Raw genomic sequence first — 20,328 nt, forward strand, 5'->3', positions numbered from 1 at the left:
CTGCGCTTATTGCGTCAACAGCCACTGCTCGAACGCCCATAGCGCCGATTCGTTGACGCCGTTTTCCAGCGGCTTCACCAGGCAAAAGCGCTTGCTCAGGCTGCGGGCCTGCGGCCAGGGCGCAGCCAGTAGCCCGTTTTCGATCGCGTTTTCGACGTACACATGGGGCACCAGCGCAACGCCCTGCCCGGCCAGCGCGGCGGCTATCGCCATCTCATGCAGATCGTAGCGCCCCCCCTGCGCCGGATTATCCAGCACGATCCCGCACTCTTCAGCATAGCGCTGCCAGGCGTCGGGATTCTGCCGTCGATGAATTCGCGGCAGCGCGTTCAGTTGGCTGACGAGATCTTCTTCCGTGAGTAGCCCGGCGTGGCATACCGGTACCAGCCTCTCTTCAAACAGAAACTGCATACGCATTCCGGCCCAGGCGGGGTGTTCAAAGTGAAGCGCCGCGTCAAAACCGCTGCCGGTGAGGATAAACGGGTCGGTTCTGACCGCGATATTCAGCGTGATATCCGGATGCCGGTGCTGAAAATCCCCCAGCCGGGGAATGAGCCAGCGGCTGGCGAAGGTCGGCGGCGCGGCGATTTCCAGGCTTCGGCTGCCGTCCGCGGCCCCCATCAGATATTGAGTGTCCCGTTCAAGGCGCTCCAGCGTTTCGCGCACATGGTGCGCATAGCGCGCGCCGTTAGGATTCAGCCGTACCCGGCTCCCCGTCCGCTCAAACAGCCTGCAGTTCAACAGCGATTCCAGACGGGCGATTTGCCGACTGATCGCCCCTTCGGTAAGCGACAGTTCTTCCGCCGCGCGGGCAAAGTTACCGTGCCTGGCGGCAGCCTCAAAAGCCTGCAAAGAGGCGCTGCTGGGGAGTTTTTTTCGCACGATGACCACCTCTGCTGGATTTTGCATTAATGACAAAATGTCATTGAGGGATGAAATAATATCGTTTCAGAGCGCTCAATACACAACGTAGCATGATCAAACGTCAATATCATCACGCCATCATGCAGAGGTCAGCCCATGTTATATATCGTTGAGTGCAGCTACGCCGACCCGGAAAGCGAAGCCGGCTGGAATCGATTTTACAGCCAGCACAAGCTGCCGGCGCTGGTATCCGTCAGCGGGTTCCGCGCTTCGCAGCGCTTCCGGGCGCTCTCCTCCGGCTGCCCGGTCTATCTTGCCATCCATACTATCCATGATGCTGACACCCTCGCCAGTGAAGCGTATCGCCATAAAGGCGGCGGCGACTTTGCGCGCTGGCAGGCGCATATTCGCGACTGGCGGCGAAACCTGTATCGGTACAGCGGGGTGTTCCCTGCCGTCTCTGAGGAGGATGTTTTGCTGCTGAGCCCGGAGCCGCTGGACTTTGTGGACTCGGAGCTGGGGTATCAGCCGACAAGACTTCCGGCCGCCGGGCTGGATAATAACCCGTCGCTGCGCGTGGTATACGTTCTGCCGCGCCGGGAGGCGATGCTACTTGCGGGACGGGAAAAAGCCTGGATCTATGAACCCATGGCCGGTCAGCTGCAAAGCCCGGCTGAAAAACAGCCAGCATCACGCTAAGAGGTTTTTATGCGCAATTCATCTTTTGTCACCCGCCAGATTGGCGATTTTCAGGTGACTGCCCTTAGCGACGGCAGCATGGCCGCCGGCCTGGCGCTGCTGTCCGGCATCGATAGCGGCGATGCCGCACAAATCCAGCGCGATGCGGGCGTCATTGACCCCGGCACTATTGACATTAATGGCTATCTTATCCGCGGCCGGGGAAGAACGATTCTGATCGACGCGGGGACGGGAGGCGGCGTGCTGGAAACCAGTCTGCGGGCGGCGGGAAGTGCGCCAGACGACGTTGATACCGTCCTGCTGACCCACGCTCACCCGGATCATATCGGCGGCCTGCTGGATGCCAACAGCGCGCCGCGCTATCCCAACGCTCGTCTTCATCTGCATCCTCTGGAAGCGGAGTACTGGCAGGATGACGTCATGTTAAGACGGGCTAATGAGCGCGGGCAGCGAAACTTCGCTCTCGCCCGCCGCACCCTGGACGCGTGGTCCCGGCGCCTCGGGTTTCTGGAGGATCGCGAAGTCGTCGCGGGTATCCATCCGGTCTGGTTACCCGGACATACGCCGGGCCATAGCGGGTTTCGCATTGACGCCGCCGGGCAAAGCCTGCTGATTTGGGGCGATATTGTTCACTTTCCGCATATTCAGGCCGCGCGACCCGCCGCCGCTATCGCTTTTGATTGCGATCCTGTACAGGCCAGAGCGACGCGGGAAGCGATTCTCGCCCAGGCCGCCGGCGAAAACCTGCTGATTGCCGGTATGCATCTTGGCGGGTCGGGGTTTGCCCATATTGTACCGACTTCGTGCGGCTATCGTATCGATGATTCTACGCAGTAGAAGGGAAGCTGGGCGGTGAGGTCCGCCTTTGCTTATCCGATTAAGTTTTTTTTCGCCTGATGAAAGATTGAACTGACTCGCGTTTATTTTCCCACATAAATATAAAATGATGTTTTATTTTAAATGAATTTGAATTTTATTTTCCCATAAAATATGACATTAAGGAAAATCTATGCGCAATACCTTCAGACCTGCACGCGGCATGCTGGCGTTGGCAATCGCACTAGCCGGGCTCGCAGGCGGCTGTAATGACAGCGGCGGAACCGTCGATAACCAGCACGATGCGCCCGCCTCCGCGCCACAAAATGTCATGGTTCCGATACTGTCTGCCGATGAAAACAGCCTGGTGCTGGTCTGGGAAAAACCGGAGTCTGAGACCGAGCAGGTGGTGGACTACGCCGTCTATCGTCAAGGCAAGCGGCTGGGCCTGGCGCGTGAAAATCAAAACCATTTTTCCCCGGCAAAGCCCTATATTGATAACTTCTATCAGCGGATCGCCAGCGACGGCTGGCAGCAGAAAATCGATCTGCGCAGCTTCACGGCCACCAACCTGCAGCCGGATACGGAGTATGCCTTTACGGTGCGCGCGGTCTACGCCAATGGCCAGGAATCTCCGGACAGCGCAGTGGTTAAAGCGCAAACCCGCAAAACGCCGCACGTCATCGAAGCCAGCACATTCGGCGCGAAGGGTGACGGCACCACGCTGAATACCCAGGCGCTGCAGCGGGCCATTGATAGCTGTACCGTCACGCACTATCCTCAGGGCTGCAGGGTGCTGATTTCCGGCGGCGAATTCAAAACTGGCGCGTTGTTCCTGCACAGCGATATAACCCTGGAGATTGCGGCTGGCGCCACCCTGCTGGGTTCGGACGATCCGGCCCAGTATCCGCTTGATAAAGGCTATTACCTCTATCCCTATAGCGATCATCCGCAGCCTCGCCGCCCGCCGTCATTAATTAACGTGCTGGGCGCGGACGATAAGGGCGAGTCTCCGGCCGGAACGTTTCGTAATATTCGCATCGTTGGGAAAGGCACGATTGACGGCAACGGCTGGACCCGCGGCGTCAAAAGCGGCGGCGATGCGACAATTAGCGACGAATTGGGCAACGCGCTGCCGCAGTACCGGGCCAGCAATGCCAAAAAAGTCGGCGCGGATGGTATTCTGGCAAAGCATCAGACCGAAGCGGCTATCGCGGAAGGGATTGAAAACAATAGCGCCTATAAAAACCGCCGCTCCAGCCTGATGACCTTGCGCGGCGTGCAAAATCTCTACCTTGCCGGACTGACTATTCGTAATCCCGCTTTCCACGGGGTGATGGTGCTGGAGTCAGAAAATATTACCCTGAATGGGCTTGTGCATCAGACCTTTGACGGCAATAACGCCGACGGCGTCGAGTTCGGCAATAGCAAAAACGCGTTGGTCTTCAATAACTTCTTTGATACCGGAGATGATTGCGTTAATTTTGCCGCCGGGTTTGGTAAAGGCGCGAAAACGTTTCATCAGCAGCCGCAAAGCGCGGCGTGGATTTTTAATAACTATTTCCGTAAAGGCCACGGCGCCGTGGTGACGGGTAGCCATACCGGCGCGTGGATCGAAAACGTTCGCGCCGAGGATAACGTCATGTATATGACCGACGTTGGCCTGCGCATGAAGAGCCGCCCCTACTATGGCGGTGGCGTGCGGGAGGTGCTGTTCCGTCATAACGCGATGAAAGATATCGCCAAAGAGCCGTTTGTTTTTACTATCAAATACAGCGCCGACGTAAATGATACGACCCCTGCCGACGAGCCCGCTCAGTTCCGCGACGTTCAGGTGCAGGATGTGACCGTCGATGGTACTTCGGCTAAGCACAGCATCCTGATTGACGGCATGACGGTAGCCGAAATGGCGGAGTCGTTTGGTATTCACTATTCTCGCGATGCCTATCATCAGAATCTGCGTTTTTCCAACGTCAGCTTCCGTAACACCAAAGCAACCAATATCTCTTTCCTGCACGACAGTCAGTTCGATGAGGTAACCTTCGCCAACACGCCGCAGGCCTGGGAATTTTTCGCCGTCAATGACGTAATGCTCGCCGACAGCCTTCATCAGCAGAGCATCACCCGTGGGGAGAACGACAAGGTTATCCTTGAGGGCGCAACGAAGTAATGCCGTTTCCGGCTGCGGGGTTTATCACAGGCTTAAAATCGGCTGATATCGATTAAGATTAAAGCCCTCTTTAAGCCTTACTTTAGTCGATTATTTCGTCGCCATAAAAGCCGGCGCAGAGAGCGTCGGCGCGCTGCGCCACCAGATAAGCAGCGCCGCCAGAGCGATAACGCTCAGCACGCTGAACGCCGTCGCGAACGAGTAATAACCGGCAATCATTCCCGTCAATGCCGGACTCATCGCCGCGCCGGCACCCTGCATCAGCATTACCACGCTTTGGCCAGCATTGACGTGCCCGCTGCCGCGCAGCAGCGCCACAATAAAGCTCGGCACCACTACGCCCAGTACCCCTGCGGCGCAGCCGTCCAGTATTTGCACCGGTACCATCATCCACGGTGCCGCCGTGCTTGCCGCCAGCGCAGCCCTGATTGGCATGATCAGCAGAGCCAGCATAATCAGTCGCCAGTACCCATATTTATCGATTCGACCTACGGTCCAGATGGCCACCGGGATCATCACCAACTGGGAAATAATCACCGTCGCTGCGGCATACAGGCCGGGATTGATCGCGCCTGGTGCCGCAGCGATCCGCATACTGAGCATGGGCAGCAACGCTGCATTCGCTAAATGAAAAAGCAGCAGCGTCAACCCAGTAATTAAAAGCGCCCTGTTTTTGGTCAGCACCGAGAAGTCAGGTATCTGGGGGGAGTCCGTCGTTTCAAGCCCGCGCGCCCGAGCGTTGTCGATATCATCACGACGAATTGCCGTCAGGGCAAAGAGCGTGAGCAGCATTGTCGAGGCCATCAGGATGAAAATACCGCCAATACCCCAGCGCCAGGCGATCCCGCCCGCAATCAATGCGGTCGTAAAATTACCCGCATGGTTGAAAGCCTCATTTTTACCCATCTGGGTACTAAAGCCGTCTTGCCCCGTTAGCCCCAGGGTGATCCCGGTAATAAGCGGGCCAATAAATGCCGCACATATGCCGCTGAAGATTTGCGAGATGGCGACGACGCTGCTGCCCTGGCTGAACCAGAGCAGCAGCGTCGTCCCGGTAATCATGATGCACAGTATCGCGAGCATAAGACGCTTGTTCCGCGAAGCATCGGTGATGAACCCTGCGGGAAGCGTCGCCAGCAATCCGGCAACGCCGCCCGCGGTCATCAACAGACCGATGTCATCCGGTCGCCACTGATGTTGCGTCAGGAAAATTCCCAGAAAAGGCCCAAGTCCATCGCGAACGTCGGCAATAAAAAAGCTGGTCAGGCATAGCGCCTGCAATGAACGAAGAGACATACTTTTCACCCTAATACATCCTTAACCCACTTCATCCGGTCACCTGTAAAACAAACTCTTCCCCGCAAAGGACATCACTCGGGGCTATCGATTTTCTCCGTTAAGGAATGGGTTAAAACGCCCCGATAAAGGGGCACCGTTCCATCAACGCCATTGTTTATAAATTTAAAAGCGATCTTTATCAATCTCTAAGGGTTATTTTATTATTTTGGTACTGTTAAAGCTGGCCGTGTTGCTTATATTATTTTAGTGCTCATAGATGACGCAATATCATTTTCTTTGCTTCAAGCGTACAGCACGTCTTCAAACATGCCAGGATAATATTATTTAATATATGACATAAATTATGGGTGCCCCCTCCGACATAAATATTATATTAGAGAGCAAAATTTCAAGCGCCAATGCCTTTCTTCACCTTAAGCATATAGTCAGCCAGCACTACGGACTCTGAAGATTGGCTGTTGATTAACCCCTGCAACGTTCCCCGCTGATCGGCCTGAGAACGATGCTGCCCAAGCTTTTCTTTGGCCTGAAACTCCTCAATTTCAATTTTGAATCCAATAATACCTTTCAATTTCCCTTCAATAAACGTCTCGGGCATAATTTCTTTCTGGGCCTGAAGCGTCGGTTCAAATTTATGGACCAACGCGTCCATCACAATGCGTAATTCATCGACAGATAAAAGACTTACGGTGCCATAACAGTGAACGGAAGTATAGTTCCATGTGGGAACCGCGGGAGCAGTTTGATACCAGGTAGGGGAAACGTAACTATGGGGCCCTTGAAATATGGCGAGCACCCTCTTTCCTTCAAATTCTTTCCAGAGTGGATTCGCGCGCGTCATATGGGAAAGAAGAATTCCCCGCGATGAAGAACTACGATCGAGGATAAAAGGAAGATGACTGGCATTGAGGGAAGGCGAAACAACTAATCCAAAGCTATAAGCGTCAATAAAATCAAAAATATGTTTTTTATCTGATAACTTCATTGTATCAGGTGTATACATTTTTACCTCATAATGTTGATCCGCCTGTAGTTTCTTTGAAAAAGATAACTCCTCCTTTTTATTAAGCAATGATTTAGTGTATCAAAGCGTTGGTGCCAGGGAACGTCATCCACTTCGCTTCCCCTTACAGTACTCGTTAGTAATATTTTTAGTTGTTTTTATCGTTTTGATTAGAACTGTATAATGTTTTTATGTATTTTCTAATGATATTAATTATTAACATCTTTTTAACTAATTGAATACACTGATCTTACACAGATGTACACATTCTGTGTCCGTATCATCTACATATTGATCTCTTGCCAGACTATTGTGTTTTTTTGATGTACTGGGAAAGCATCGAGATGCTTCGCCGTTATGCTCACCTGCCACCAAACCATTTAACAGAGCACGCACGGAAAATTGACGTCATTTTTGGCGCTAGCGACACAAGGAGGAAATCAGGCTGGACTAAAACTGGCGTAAGTAACTGTTTCTTAATGGTACGCCCTACAGGGTTCGAACCTGTGACCTACGGCTTAGAAGAAAGTAGAGCGTTAAATAACACACTGTAAACACATATGTTTTCCGCGTTCGCATCCGGTTTTGTGTCGTTACGTGTCGTTGTGTGACTTCCTTGTCCTTATCGCGCTTTTCAGTTACGCCACAATTGCGACACATCGATCAGGCCAGTTCCTCAATAATAACGATCCCATTCTGACCATCTGCACCAGGATTAACCGGCCTTGAAGGACCATTGGAACATCCAGACGCCCCACCGCCATATCCACCGCCATTGTTAGCTGGATTGTTTATGGCCGGAATGGAGCCCCCTACGCCAAGTTGACTATTTGCTCCGCGCGACGCGATGGCATATTCAGTTGAAATAGCTGATGCACACTCAGATCCCGGCCCACTTATCCCGACAATATTCCATCCGGTAGGGCTGTTCGAGTTTGTGTTCGCCACCGGCTGAAATGGAGGATTAGCCGGACCAGCAGGCAGGCCAGCTTTGCCGCCAGGAGCGGAAATCAGCGTTCCTACGGAGCTGGCACCGCCATCTTCCCCATAAATTGAGGATGCAGTCCCACCTTTCCCGCCCAGGCCAATAGTGATCATTACTGAGGTTAATGCGGATACGTCATAAATTCCCTCGGCGTATGCGCCAGCCCCGCCACCATTGCTAATCGAAACCTGACCAGCACCGGTCGCCGGCGCAGCAGAACTACCGCCCCCGGCCCCTAAAATTCTAATCCTCCATTTTGTTGCGCCAGGTGTTTTTGTGAGCATCCCGCTGCTCGTAACGACGCGCGGAACGCCCATAAGGCGACCATTGATCGTGCCATCTGACGAGCCGAGATTTAATAACGCCTGTCTTACCGCCTCACTTCCTTCAGCTGCAATTTCAGAAAAATTATTTGCGATCTGCAGGCAGGAAAGGAAAGACCCCGCGGTCAACATATTTGCCACAATATCATTCGTTGACCAGACTCTTGCAGTGGTACCTTCACGACCTCGCTGTACAGTCATCACATCACCGGAGACAGATGTAACGTGCATGATTTCCGTAATTAATTTAGTCGCGGCATCAACAATGGTTAATTTGAAATAGCTTTGACCTGATACGGGATGAGGAAATAAGCCACCTGTTCCGCTACTAACTGTAATAACAGTAGCAGATGCGCTAATTCCTGACGCGAGGACGCTTTTAGCATTGTTATTTGCCAGTAGTTTTAGCGCCATGAAGCCTCCAAAAATAAAAAGCCGCGATTAAGCGGCATTTTATTAGTTTATGACGTATGTATATGTATGTGTTAGGTACTGAACAGTTAATCAGTAAAATAATTTTGCTGGTTAGTCACGATATTATTCAGGAAAAAATCGTTCTTTGAGTCAACCAGGATGAACTCACCAACATTCAGGAAAGATACTTCGCTTGGGTTACCCGCCGCCCACGGTCCTCCGCCCAGCAAAGCAGAATCGAATGAGCCAGTAGCACTGCCACTTGTTCCTCCTGTCACCCATGCGCTGCTGTCTAAAGCGATACCCTGGATGCTGTTGGTCAAATCAAGATATGAGCGTGCCACGATGTTTTTATTCACAGTAACCGGCGTTGGCTCGGTCACTATATCCGCATTACCGGTTGCTGCCTGAGTGGAGATAACCTGTAGCAGATTCTTATCCTGGTTCTGGAATCCTGCCCCCAGGTTATACCGGCGCCTTACCGTATCTCCCGATGAACTCGCAGACTTATAAAATGTGAAAAAACTCGCGGCTGCTGTCGGAACGGCACGCAGTCTGAAGGCAAGAGAGGATGAAAGTCCTGTTTTTCCGGCCAGAGCAGCGACAGCGGTCACCATAGACAGCGCATCATCCGTACCATCGAATCTTACACCGGGCTTTGTTCCCATCAGGTCCACCACGCCGGCGGAGACAATTCGCGGCTGCCCTGCCGCACCACTGCGTGTAGCATTGAATCCATTCCCGGATTGATCGTACCAGACACTGACGAAACCATTTCCGGAGCCGCAGAAAGACAGTAAAGCCGCAGTATCCAGATCGCCAGAAGAGGTAAATCCGATGTCAGTCTCTGCGTTATCCGTAGAGCGGCGAACTCTTATCGCCGGACCGGAATACGATGAAGACAATTTACGCAGAGACAGCGCGATAGCAGGAATGTAACCGAAGACAGGCCAGTAACCCGGCAGATCTTTTTTATCACCGGTATAGGCAGTATTAGAATTCAGAACAAGCATGGAGGCCCCTTAATTCAGAGTGAGATTAATTTTTTGACTGGCAACCTGGCCGACACTGTTTCGGCAGGCACTGGTAATTACGTAGCTGCCTGCAGCGGCCCCGAAATTAATCAGGCGGCTACTTTTCGAATCGAATACCACGCCGTCCGGAAGTGAGTAGCAGCCAATGGTTTTCGTGCATTTCACGCCGTCAGTGACCAGCACGCCACAATCCCACAAGGGATAAAGGTCTGTGCTCTGTCCGGAGGACAGAGACAATGATGTGCCGGTGTAATGTGGGCCGATATTCGCCCAGGTGCGGGCGGGTTCGCAGCTTGAACCATCCTGCAGATAACCATAGATAACGAAGTTCAGACGCCCCGCTTTCGTGTACCCGTTGCCGATAGTGATGGTTCTCGCTACTGCGTCGTAGGTAACGAATGGAGGCAATGTGTTGTAAGGAACGGTGTGACTGCCGCCAGGCTCATTCTCTTCCGTCATGACAACCTGAACGTTTTCCAGTACATCCTCTCGCCCCCACAGCGCCGATTTAGCCGGGAGTAAAATTGTGCCGCTGTTACCGTAATCAATGTTGACAGAAGGAACAGAAACGAGCGGTTTGATATGACTCAATCCGGTTTTGCGCCAGATACGGCACCAGTCCACGTTTATCGTTGCACCCTTCCAGAGTTGTTCCCACGCCAGCGCGGAATATGCCTCACCGTGGAAGGTGCCGTTGTAGACATGGCTGCTCATCAGCAGATAGCCTGGCTCACGCACGGCATTAGCATCAATCGCGGTGGTGCTGCTCAGGACGTCATCGATATAAATCCTGACCTGGCTCTGATTGAGAACTGCAGTGACCTTGTGATACTTGCCGTCGAAAATATCCTTGTCTGGTCCAAGCGAACCGCCTCCCGTCCGGCTGCCATCACTCCCCCAGATGTTATAGTTTGATGTTGCGAACTGGCTGGTACCCTCAACAATATCCATCTCATCAGAATTGTAGGTGTAAGACGGCAGGGAACTCTGCGTCCACAGAGACGGATGCCATCCTGCAGGGTTCTGCGATTTATGCGTGAACATCGCATACCATTCGATGATACAGTCGCCTGATCCGGCAGGCCCAGCATAAAATGAGAAGGCCCCGACAGAACTCACCATCGCCGCCAGTTCATGGCGGGATCCCTGCATAAAAACCTTTTCAGCGTCAGTTGCAGTGCGCGCCTGAAGCCGCAATACACCGCCAACAGCTCGCATGTTATCAAACCCGACAGGAATCCCACGGTTGGAGTCGTTGAATCCTGTAAATGCCGGGTCAGTATCGTACATCGTACCGAGTAACGTGTCAGAACCGCGCGGCGGGTTCAGGTAAGTTCGGGTGGTAAACCATCGTCCAAGTGGGTTAGCTGGAGTGATAATATCCAGGGCATTGAAATCATCACCGGCAGACAGGGTAAATCCTTCGTAGAGTGAACCGTTAGGCCCGGCGCTTTCCAGGGCAATGCCGCCTATCTGCCCGGCAGTCTTATCGGATACCCGATTACCGCCCAGAAGGCTGCCAATTGTCATCGTGATTTTTTTCATCATATCGGCAGAGGTTAATACATACGCATACCCTGTTGCACCCGGTATGACGACCCCATCACGCAACCATTTAATCTGATCAACCAGATACCCTTCCGGCACCACAATATACGCAGCAGTGCCAACCTGATTACGGGTGTCCACTGAGGCTATAGACGGCGACGTTGAGGCGTTTTTTTTCAGCTGGTTTATTTCTTCCTGTACCGATAATTCGAGTAAAGGTATGTACACCTGACCATCACTGGACTGGATGAATGTGTCATTTTTCCCGTCGCCGAAGCGAAAAATATCTGTTCCGCTCCGCGAAGACAGTAAACCAGACAAAAGGTTAAGGATGTCCTGCACTGAATTACTGAGATACGGAAGGAACAGGCGACCATCTGCGGCCAGATAACCGATAATATTTCCGGTTTCGTCGTGGACTTCAGTGATATTTACACCGTCAACCTGACTTATACGCTGATCGATATCGGCCACCAGTTCACCGGATGCCATTGTCCGGCCAGTAGGTTGCATTATCCCGGAGTTATTGATGAGCTCGACAGCAAGCTTGCTGTCATCTGAGCTGCGGTAATAGGCGGTTGATCCGGTAGGTATATTGCCAGCATCTGCATCGGCCTGCGCTGCCGCCAGAGTAGGGAACTCGCGAATAGTCCCTGTGATCGCTGCTGTGCCTGGTTGCTTAGCCTGAAGAACAGCAACGCCAGCGACGTTTTGATACTGCCACGCGGCAGAAAGCGCATTAGGACCCTGCGCAACCCAGAATGACTGACCATTAGTCGTAGCAGCCAAACCAGCAATAGTGCCATCTGGATCGCTTGGAGTTTTAAAGAACGTGAATTTGTTCTGTGCGTACTCAGAGGCATTATTTGCATACTCTTGGGCCTCCTGTGCTGAACTGGCTGCCTGATTTGCAAAATCAGCGATAACATTTAACGTATCGGCCGTCATCATGTTGGCGACCATATCATTGGCCGCCCATGCACGTGCTAATGTCCCTTCCTGCGCGCGCTCAATAGTGAAGATATCGCCAGCCTTGGCTGTCACGTTCACGATCTCAACCTGTGAGCCTGTAGCAGCATCGGTGATAGTCAGCTTAAAGTAACTCTCACCGGCCACGGCGTCAGGGAACTCGGCACCAGTTCCAGCGCTAACGATCAGCGACGTGTCGGTTGCGCTGATAGCAGAAGCCAGAACGCTTTCTGCGTTGTTTGTAGCCAAAAGGGTTAGTGCCATGTCTCCTCCGGGATATAGGCATAAAAAAACCCGCCGAAGCGGGTTTGATGTTATCAATGAGTTATTTATGAAACCCCACTGGCGTGGGCTTTGAGTTAATTATCCACAGAAACAGAGACGTTGCCGCCGTTATTTTTAATTTCGTATTTGTAGCTGAATTTATTACATGCGAGCGTAAAGCCATTCGATGAAACCATAGGTATGAAAGAGCTAACAGAGTCACATTTGTAAGAGCTTTGTCTAACAAACCCAACAAGGGTATCTATAAATTCGAATGCCTCTGGAGTGTCTTTATATAGTATTGCGTTATGTTCAACTGGAGCCGCCCTTTTCTTAGAGTCGTATAAGCTAAAATCTCTTTTGCTTTCCTTAGGCTTCTTGGCTGACGGAGTTGTAATCTCATCAGGTTTTTCTGTAATTTCTGAAGGTTTTGTTGCACCTTCATTCTTTAATATATCATTTGCACCATTTGATTCTGGTATGCCAGTTTCCTTTATTGCGCCGTAAATTGCGAACGCAGTATCATACCATTCATCAACACATTTTAGGTCACTGCATCGTTCTCTTGAATCCCAAAGAGCTTTAGTTATCTCAGAAAATGCCTTTCGGTCCTGGGTGTACGCCTTAGCATTTCCATATAAATATTTTAAATCATCATCATCTTTTGAAAGTTGTGGGTTTGTACATATCGTTTTCTCAGCAAAGCTTTTTGCCTTAGCACAATCAAATGATGCTGCATATGAAACCCCAGCGCATAGTGAAACTGATAATAATATAAGAAGGGCTGATTTTTTCATTTTAATCATAACCATGCTGTGGTGGATACCGTAAAGTTTACACCACAGCCATTTAGCTTCAATCAATAATTTCCACCTGGATGGACTGATAGAAAGGCATGTGCAGCAGTCCACTATCCATAGCCTGCTTGAAGAAAATGGCGAACTCGAAATCCTCGGTGATCACAAAGGCCGTGTCCTTCTGGTTGTACTTCCTTGAGTTATAAGCCGAAGCGTTGTAGATGGCGCTCCGCGTGAACTGCCGGCGCCCCTTGTAGATGGAAATCACGATGCCTCCATCCACAAACTGGATCGAGATACTCCATCGCTGGTCATTGAGGATGTCGGTGCCATTCACTCCCAACAGGAACCGCAGAATACGCCGCTTTATCCATGGGATAGAGAAATAGAAGCCGTCACCTTTGTAAAAATTCCAGGTCATGATCCGCTTAAAAAGGTCATCGGAGACAACGACCTGGTTTGACTGGTCAATCACCCGGTACTCATTGAATGCCAGCTGGTTAAATTCGAAAGTGTTATATGGGCCAATCTCCTGCTGATCGCTACTGGAAATAACCGGCGGCAATACGCCATAGATACCATGGGCAATCCACCGGAGCTGGTCTCCGGTGTTGTAGTCACCGATGAAAATCGGCAGGTTGGCATTCACCATCCAGTCATAAATGCCCTGCGCCATCGAGTTATACGCAGTAAAAAACGCCCGCAGATTGTCATCGTCGTTGTATTGCGTATACATATACGAACGAATGATATCGTCAAGCATGCTACGCTCCGTTTACGATCACGCCATCCGACGCAATATAAAAATAACTGAACCGATCGCCGCTGATGATGTTTGTCCCGGAATCCGGGGGCGTTATCACACCGTTGATGGTGACCACGACGTTTAATGTGCTGATCAGCCCCATATCGATTGTCGAGTTAACCGCCTGCAAAAACGCGTCTTTCAGATTGTTAACGTTCAGTGGTTTCCCGGCAAATATGCCGTTCACATACTGAATGGTGGGCGCTGAGACCAGCGAGGCGACGGTGGCGTCTGTCAGGTAGTTAACACTTTCGGTCCCCCACTGATACGTCACTGTGACGCGCTGCAGTAATGGGGTCACGAATGGGATCACGTAGTTATCAGGCCAGTCATTCACCGTGACGGTATTGTTTCTGACGTTCGGCGTCACCTCTCCGCCACCTCCCCATGTTCCGGATGAGGTCGTGTCAATCCCGATGGAAAACGTGTGAGGAGACAGTACCGTCACGGTCAGAGGGACGTCATTAATACCTGTCATCCCGGTAACGCCAGTAATCCTGATAACCTGGCCGTCAGTGTAACCATGAGTCAGGTCTGTACTGACAACTCCAGGGTTTGCATTCGTGATCCCCGTGACGTTCAGTGAACACCCTTTCAGCCGGCTGATATCCCCTGCTGACTTATAGAGTGCGCCAGCAATATCATAAATATCACCGCCCGCACACATGACTATCCACTTATCTCCGTCCTGAATGACAGAAACCAGGCGCGCCTGCACGTTATCAAGGCTGGTGAGATATTGCCGGATAAATCCAGGATATCCCTGAACTGTGGCCATCTGCGCCTGCCATACGCGATCACGAAACTGATAATTCGTTTCCGGGTCAGCACCAGGAGTGCCAGCGATTGGATTCGTGCAGGTAATGATGATGTCAGACGGAAGACTAGTAATGATCTGGTTAACTGTATTCACCGGTACAGCCCAGGTCCCGGTCTCCGTTCCTTCGCATGACACGCTGGCAGACACGCCAGATGACGAGATAATCGTCGCATCGCTGACTGAATAGGTATAGGTCCCATCAGAAACAATAAACCCCTGTGGGATAACAAACCCAGCCGGGCCGGAAAACTGAATCGGGACCGTTGTCGTGCCAGCCGTTTTCTGAGCGGGAATACCGGCCTGCTGCGCGAGAAGTTCCAGCATGGCGAGGTTAGCCTTTAGCGGCCCCACTGAGTTAATCAGGTCAACCCTTGCCTGATCACAAACGATGAGCGCGCCGACATCGGTACTGGCCACATCCTCAATCAATGAGCCTGGTAATTCTGTTGTTAGTCCCGGAGATAGCGCAATAGCCTGGGAAACTAGCTGTGCTCGTAGCTCTTCCGCCGTCAGAGGTACCGGGCCTGCTGACGTATAGCTGACCGATAAATCGCTCATATGGCCACCTGAGTAATAATTTTTGAACCTGCGTTTGTGATTGCCGAGATGTTATAAACAGGCGGGTCATCGCTGATTAACGCAATCTGCAACGAAGAGAAATACTGGCTGAATTGTTTCTGAATGCGATTAACGTAATACGTCGGCAGGATTTGCTGTATCACAGACCCGGCAGCCGGGATGCCGTTGTTTGCGTAAAAAGGTGATTCCTGTGGAGCCAGTTTCAGATTCTGGATCAGGGTGGTCAAATACACCGAGTCATTAAACCCATTTTCATCTGTTTCCACCAGTACCCACTTTCCCTCAGAGTTTCGGCCATAGGTTCTCACTCGGTGATACTCCCGTTAAACGTTGAAGTCGGCCCCCCGGTATCATTTCCATCGTTGCCGTTTGAATGTTTATGGCTGTTAAGCCACGCCAGAAGCGATTGCCAACCGGCATGCATGATTGCGGGGCTTGTGCTGGCATCAGAATCCTGCAGGTGACCAACCTCCCCCGAAAGGCTCCATTTGCTACCGGTCAGTGAAAAAACTGTCCCGCCAACGTTTACAGTGAAGCTGTCAGGTGTGGAAATGGCGATGCTGTCAGGCTTCAGGAGAAACGTCGTGTTGCTGCCGCTGTCGCGCAGCGTTACACCCTCCGGACCGTATACCGTCACCACCTGCCCGTCGACGCCCTGCCACTCGGTATTACTGATCGGCAAGAAAACGAGGGCGCTTAAGTTTGCTGGCGGAGTCATATCTGCAATGCCGCCTCCCTGACCGCTAACCCCGCCAATGTAAGTATCTGCGGGGATAACAATCCCCTTGTCCCCCGGCTGCATAGGGTAACGAATATATTGAGGGCCGAATAAGGGGATAGTCACTTGCGGCAAAACATATGGGATATCCCTTAGCTCAAAGGAGACGGTGATCATATTCCCTGTTTGCTTAACCACGCTCGCCGGAAGAACTTTCCCTGATTTTTGAAGCGCATTTTCAATCTTTCTTTCAGTAAACCTGTTCATGCTTGAGGCAAAATTAAGCTTGTTGTCGATGCTCATGCATTACCTGCCTTAATGAAAGGGGAAGCCTCAATAATTGTTACCCATGCTTCTGCCGTTGGTTGCCTGCTATTCCCTAACAGGCGAACGGAGTTCACAATAAAGTCGCCAGTAAAGGCAGAGTCTTCTCGATACTGAGAGTACGAAGATGCCTGTATCAACGGAGTGCTTTTTTTAGGCATCAGGATGTGATCGCCAACCTGAATATCACCGCGCATTACGCACGCCATACTGATTGTATTAAATGCCACCCATGTTGGCTGCCCTATCAAATCCTTGAAATCTATTTGGGTTGGGCTGTTACTTCTGGCTACGGCGCTGGAAACAGAAGTCTTATCCGGGTGGTTATCATAATCGTTATCCCATACCCGGATCTCATTACCATTCACTATTGCGATCTCTACACCAGAGTACCCGCTATCGCGAATTCTGGAACGTGAAAAAGCATTAAGGTCCTTGGCCAGGGTGACAATGTCATCACAAAACAGCCCCCGGTAATGATTAAGGATTAGCCGGTCGCTTATGTTGATATTGAACGTATACCCTCTGATGTTCATAAAACACTGCGTGAGGGCTACAGAAAGCTTCTGCCCCTCCTTCCAGTCAAAGGTTAAAGGAAGGGGTACGGGTTTGTTATTTGACACGTTCTGGACAGGACCAACCACGATTATGAAGTCGAGTCGTAACTCAATACCCTGCCAGTTACCAAAGACCTGATTTATCACGCCATCCAATACCAGTTTTGGCGCGGTAACCTTTCCAGCCAATGGCAGCCCGTCTTTCATCCCAAGGAATATTTTAATTTTTTTGCCAAAGAAATTCTGGCGAGCCTGCTGCATTTCTTTTGGGCCAATACCCCAGATGGTCAGGTGAGTCTCGCCCTGGGGAGTCGATTCACCGTACCTGAGGATATCAAACTCAATCATCAGGGCGCCTGGGTTGTAAACTCCGTTCTTATGGCTACTGTATTTTATCGTTCTTTCCGGAGAGGCGCCTTCAGCAGGAATGGTTATCTCAATATCATAATATCTCATGAGCTGTTTACCTCAATCTGTCCATTCTGTTCGCGCCAGTACATGGAGGACGAATTAAACACTCCGGAGATAATATTTATTCCACCGTTAAGCACGGAGCCAACGAGCGGGGTATTTAGAATGGTATTCCCAGAGCCATCTGTAATGAGGACATACCACCTCATCCCGGCAATGTTCCATTTGACCTGGCAGTTATAGACGGTGCCATCAAGGATCGGTGTAAATGTCATGCTTTGACGATCATTGCCGGTAAACGGATAATTCTGGGTTGTCATGGCCCTACCCCCAACTTACCCAACAGCCCGGTGATTGCTTCCGAAACAGAGCTCCCGAGAGGTGTATTGCCAAGAGCATTGGCTGTATTGGTCCAGGATGGGTCTGTTACCATATCCCCGGCTCCAATCTTGTTTAAAAAATTGTTCACGGCTTGCTCTGCACCATTATCGGTTATCAGTGGTTGCTCGAAATCCCATATCCATGAACGCTGTGGTAGTGGATCGTTACCAGAAGTGATGTCCCTCACGACACGCAAAATGCAGTTGCTATAGATAACGGACGGGGTGGCGACGATAAACGTGCCGCCTAAGTTAGAATGCGCCTGAAGGACAGACTGCAGAGCACTCATAGTGACGAGCTTTGTCATCGCCCCGGTGTTTTCATTGACCGGAGCCTCCATTACCAACGAAACGCGCAACGGCTGAGCAAGCAAGGCGTTCGCAGCTACTACCTGGTTGGCGAAAGGGTATCTGGCAATTTCATAATCAACCATTGTGGCGCCCTGTACCGGGCGCCAGTGGCAGAAATATTTATCCAGATCGGTTAGGTTTATGGCGCCTCCAAGCAGTCCCGTGACAAAGCTAGCGCTCTGCGTCAAAGCGACTATCGGGAGCATTCCTCCAGGAATGGCCTGCGCTATCCCTCCGCAAAGTATTACCGGGGATATTTCAAAACCCAGCTTATACATTTCACGTGTGAATCCCATTACCTCGCCCCCAATTGCGCTGAAGTTACCACGGCATTCCCGCCGGTGTTGTTATAAATAACAACGTCACCGCTCCCGCCTCTGCCGCCTTTCCCATCTACAATCTGCTGTAGAAGCTGATTAGTTTTCTGGGTATTTTTAGCAACCTCAGAGTTATCATTGCCCGCAGGTTCATTGTTCTTCGGTGCGCCGTACATAGCAGCGTACTGCTCTCTGACGCGTCCAGGATAGGCTATATTTTCACTACTTCCCCTGCGATTACCCCCGTTGTAATAACGCAGGGCTTCGTCAAAGTCACCGCCTGACTGCTGCATGGCCCATGAGAAAACCCTGGCTCCGGCCATGATATTATCGCGAGGTTCAAAAGGTTTTTCTCCCGGCTGGAAATTGCCAGGCATTACCTGCATGAGACCCTTTGCACCGGCCTTGCTAACAGCATTTTGATCCCATGAGGATTCCGCTGCTGTGATAGCTTTAAGCCATCGCGGGTCAACGTTGTATTTTTCAGCCGCTTCGGAAAAGTAATCATCGTACTGAGTAGGTGCAACTCCGGATGCAGATTTCCCCCACTTCAGAACGCCCCACACGCGCGGGTCACTTTCGCTACCAGGGACATAGTCTGGACCACCATTTGGGTCTTTCACTGTCTCGTTACCGAGCATGGTTGAATGCTTTTTAGCAAAATCCCCCACGCTTATTTCGCCGGTAAATACCCTGATAACATCCATGACAGCCAGAGCCATCTTTTTGACGCCAGACATGAAGTCATTTACGTCACTGGTAAAATCGGGCGAAGCAAGATAATCGCCAAATTTCTTAATACCTCCTGCCAGAGCATCAATCCACTTACCCAGTTCGGGGGATTTCAGAAGGGTATCGATCGCGCCTGACAACGCATCAGACAGTTTGCTCAGCTGCGGCGTAAGCGGCCCTAGTCCACGCACAAACGTGTTTCGGATACTCTGGCTGCTGTAGTCGAGCTGGACGTTGAAGTCCTGCCACTGCCGCGCCTGCTGGTCGGTAATTTGCAGCATTCGCGAGTCTTGCTGCGCACGCTTCTCCATGGCGGCGATCTCTTCATCGCTCATGTTTTTGAAGCGGTTCAGGTCATCCAGGGTAAAGAAGTTGGTCAGGCCGTAGGCGTTTGCCCCCTGTAGGGTGCTGCCGTTTTTTACAAAGATTTCTCGCGCATTGCGGATCATCTGCGGGAGCAGTTTGGCCGGGTCCTGGTCGGGATTGTTAATCCCCATCGCCTGAAACGTCCAGCGCTTCGACAGGTCCATTTGGTTGTCGCGGATAGCGCCCAGCGTCCCCGCCGGATTACCCAGCACTTTCTGGTAGTTTATGGCGGTGGAATCAAGCGCTCCGATGCTTGTTCCGAGTCCGAGAGAGGTAAACCGCTGGGCGCCGGTTGTGGCCGCCAGGCGGTTGATGCCAAACAGGCCACCGACACCGAGAACGCCGGTAAATATCCCGACAATGCCGCCCCAGGACAGAAGGCTGGCGGTCGCTTCTTTGATATGCCCAGCCAGCGATTTCGCGTCTTTCGTCGCATCGCTGAGGAAACCTTTTGCGGATCGGGTGCTTTTGTTGAACTCATCCTGCTTTTTCTTCGAGTCGTCGAGGTTGTTATTCAGCCGGTCGAGACCGCTGTTAATGGTCAGGATGGCCTCTGCAACGGCATTAAACTCCGCGCCTAATTCCTTCGCCTCACCTTTGGCCTTTTCGGTCTCTTTGCTGCCCTCGCCAATGCCGACGGCGGCCACGCGCCACGCTTCCGGCAAATCCTCCAGCGCGCTCTGGTATTCGCGAAACCGCTCCATAAACGCGACAAACTTGTCGTCATTTACGTCAATGTCGACGATCGACTTAGCTACCATTGAAAAAACCTCTTTCTTTGAG

General features: G+C 51.6%; 18 protein-coding genes and 1 pseudogene. 4 read left to right on the plus strand and 15 right to left on the minus strand.

Features of this window, described 5'->3' with window-relative positions; translation table 11 throughout:
• Nucleotides 1-6: 6 nt before the first annotated feature.
• Complete coding sequence (locus CMQ96_RS06935; RefSeq protein WP_098066561.1) at nt 7-882, minus strand: LysR substrate-binding domain-containing protein; 876 nt, start codon at nt 880-882, stop codon at nt 7-9.
• Between the two features lie 138 nt (nt 883-1,020).
• Here CMQ96_RS06935 and CMQ96_RS06940 point away from each other — a divergent pair, with 138 nt between their 5' ends.
• The 3 genes from CMQ96_RS06940 (at nt 1,021) to CMQ96_RS06950 (ending at nt 4,549) form a co-directional block, all read left to right on the plus strand.
• Nucleotides 1,021-1,563, plus strand: coding sequence for a sugar ABC transporter (locus CMQ96_RS06940; RefSeq protein ID WP_098066383.1), 543 nt, complete (start codon nt 1,021-1,023; stop codon nt 1,561-1,563).
• Between the two features lie 9 nt (nt 1,564-1,572).
• A complete protein-coding gene (locus CMQ96_RS06945) occupies nt 1,573-2,400 on the plus strand; it encodes an MBL fold metallo-hydrolase (RefSeq protein ID WP_098066386.1) in 828 nt (275 codons plus the stop codon).
• A gap of 172 nt (nt 2,401-2,572) precedes the next feature.
• Nucleotides 2,573-4,549 carry a glycosyl hydrolase family 28 protein gene (locus tag CMQ96_RS06950; protein ID WP_098066389.1) on the plus strand — a complete coding sequence of 659 codons (1,977 nt, stop codon included), beginning with the start codon at nt 2,573-2,575 and terminating at the stop codon, nt 4,547-4,549.
• 90 nt (nt 4,550-4,639) lie between these two features.
• Here the strand turns inward: CMQ96_RS06950 and CMQ96_RS06955 are convergent, their stop codons facing one another.
• Together CMQ96_RS06955 and CMQ96_RS06960 are read right to left on the minus strand one after the other, a co-directional pair.
• On the minus strand, nt 4,640-5,845 hold the full coding sequence (locus tag CMQ96_RS06955; protein ID WP_098066392.1) for an MFS transporter: 1,206 nt from the start codon (nt 5,843-5,845) through the stop codon (nt 4,640-4,642).
• A 391-nt stretch (nt 5,846-6,236) separates the two neighbouring features.
• Nucleotides 6,237-6,851: an FMN-binding negative transcriptional regulator gene (locus tag CMQ96_RS06960; protein ID WP_098066563.1), complete on the minus strand. Its 615-nt coding sequence runs from the start codon at nt 6,849-6,851 to the stop codon at nt 6,237-6,239.
• A 329-nt stretch (nt 6,852-7,180) separates the two neighbouring features.
• On the opposite strand from CMQ96_RS06960, the pseudogene CMQ96_RS06965 reads away from it, so the two are divergent.
• Nucleotides 7,181-7,316: pseudogene (locus CMQ96_RS06965) on the plus strand (integrase); the annotation flags it as partial.
• Between the two features lie 198 nt (nt 7,317-7,514).
• Here CMQ96_RS06965 and CMQ96_RS06970 read toward each other — a convergent pair.
• The 12 genes from CMQ96_RS06970 to CMQ96_RS07025 all read right to left on the minus strand — a co-directional run bounded on the left by CMQ96_RS06970 (nt 7,515) and on the right by CMQ96_RS07025 (nt 20,306).
• Nucleotides 7,515-8,573 (minus strand): hypothetical protein, encoded by a 1,059-nt coding sequence (locus CMQ96_RS06970; RefSeq protein ID WP_098066395.1) that lies wholly within the window; start codon nt 8,571-8,573, stop codon nt 7,515-7,517.
• Nucleotides 8,574-8,659: 86 nt separating this feature from the next.
• Nucleotides 8,660-9,586: an arabinofuranosidase catalytic domain-containing protein gene (locus tag CMQ96_RS06975; protein ID WP_098066398.1), complete on the minus strand. Its 927-nt coding sequence runs from the start codon at nt 9,584-9,586 to the stop codon at nt 8,660-8,662.
• 9 nt (nt 9,587-9,595) lie between these two features.
• The gene (locus tag CMQ96_RS28845; protein ID WP_316497553.1) at nt 9,596-12,118 is read right to left on the minus strand and encodes a hypothetical protein; all 2,523 of its coding nucleotides are present in this window, start codon (nt 12,116-12,118) and stop codon (nt 9,596-9,598) included.
• 365 nt (nt 12,119-12,483) lie between these two features.
• Nucleotides 12,484-13,251 (minus strand): lysozyme inhibitor LprI family protein, encoded by a 768-nt coding sequence (locus CMQ96_RS06985; protein WP_098066402.1) that lies wholly within the window; start codon nt 13,249-13,251, stop codon nt 12,484-12,486.
• Complete coding sequence (locus CMQ96_RS06990) at nt 13,244-13,948, minus strand: hypothetical protein (protein ID WP_098066406.1); 705 nt, start codon at nt 13,946-13,948, stop codon at nt 13,244-13,246. The genes CMQ96_RS06985 and CMQ96_RS06990 overlap by 8 nt, the downstream gene beginning before the upstream one ends.
• 1 nt (nt 13,949) lies before the next feature.
• Nucleotides 13,950-15,368, minus strand: a complete 1,419-nt coding sequence (locus CMQ96_RS06995; RefSeq protein ID WP_098066409.1) for a ubiquitin-activating E1 FCCH domain-containing protein — start codon at nt 15,366-15,368, stop codon at nt 13,950-13,952.
• Nucleotides 15,365-15,697 (minus strand): hypothetical protein, encoded by a 333-nt coding sequence (locus CMQ96_RS07000; RefSeq protein ID WP_098066412.1) that lies wholly within the window; start codon nt 15,695-15,697, stop codon nt 15,365-15,367. Before CMQ96_RS07000 ends, CMQ96_RS06995 begins: the two co-directional genes overlap by 4 nt.
• Nucleotides 15,694-16,410: a hypothetical protein gene (locus tag CMQ96_RS07005; RefSeq protein ID WP_098066415.1), complete on the minus strand. Its 717-nt coding sequence runs from the start codon at nt 16,408-16,410 to the stop codon at nt 15,694-15,696. The genes CMQ96_RS07000 and CMQ96_RS07005 overlap by 4 nt, the downstream gene beginning before the upstream one ends.
• Nucleotides 16,407-17,444 carry a hypothetical protein gene (locus tag CMQ96_RS07010; RefSeq protein WP_098066418.1) on the minus strand — a complete coding sequence of 346 codons (1,038 nt, stop codon included), beginning with the start codon at nt 17,442-17,444 and terminating at the stop codon, nt 16,407-16,409. Before CMQ96_RS07010 ends, CMQ96_RS07005 begins: the two co-directional genes overlap by 4 nt.
• Nucleotides 17,441-17,719, minus strand: a complete 279-nt coding sequence (locus CMQ96_RS28770; protein ID WP_021543263.1) for a hypothetical protein — start codon at nt 17,717-17,719, stop codon at nt 17,441-17,443. Before CMQ96_RS28770 ends, CMQ96_RS07010 begins: the two co-directional genes overlap by 4 nt.
• Nucleotides 17,716-18,426 carry a hypothetical protein gene (locus CMQ96_RS07020; protein ID WP_021518669.1) on the minus strand — a complete coding sequence of 237 codons (711 nt, stop codon included), beginning with the start codon at nt 18,424-18,426 and terminating at the stop codon, nt 17,716-17,718. The genes CMQ96_RS28770 and CMQ96_RS07020 overlap by 4 nt, the downstream gene beginning before the upstream one ends.
• Complete coding sequence (locus CMQ96_RS07025; protein WP_098066421.1) at nt 18,426-20,306, minus strand: lytic transglycosylase domain-containing protein; 1,881 nt, start codon at nt 20,304-20,306, stop codon at nt 18,426-18,428. The genes CMQ96_RS07020 and CMQ96_RS07025 overlap by 1 nt, the downstream gene beginning before the upstream one ends.
• Between the last annotated feature and the right edge of the window lie 22 nt (nt 20,307-20,328).

This window comes from Klebsiella sp. MBT K-1, assembly GCF_002556465.1.
Classification (GTDB): domain Bacteria; phylum Pseudomonadota; class Gammaproteobacteria; order Enterobacterales; family Enterobacteriaceae; genus Klebsiella; species Klebsiella grimontii.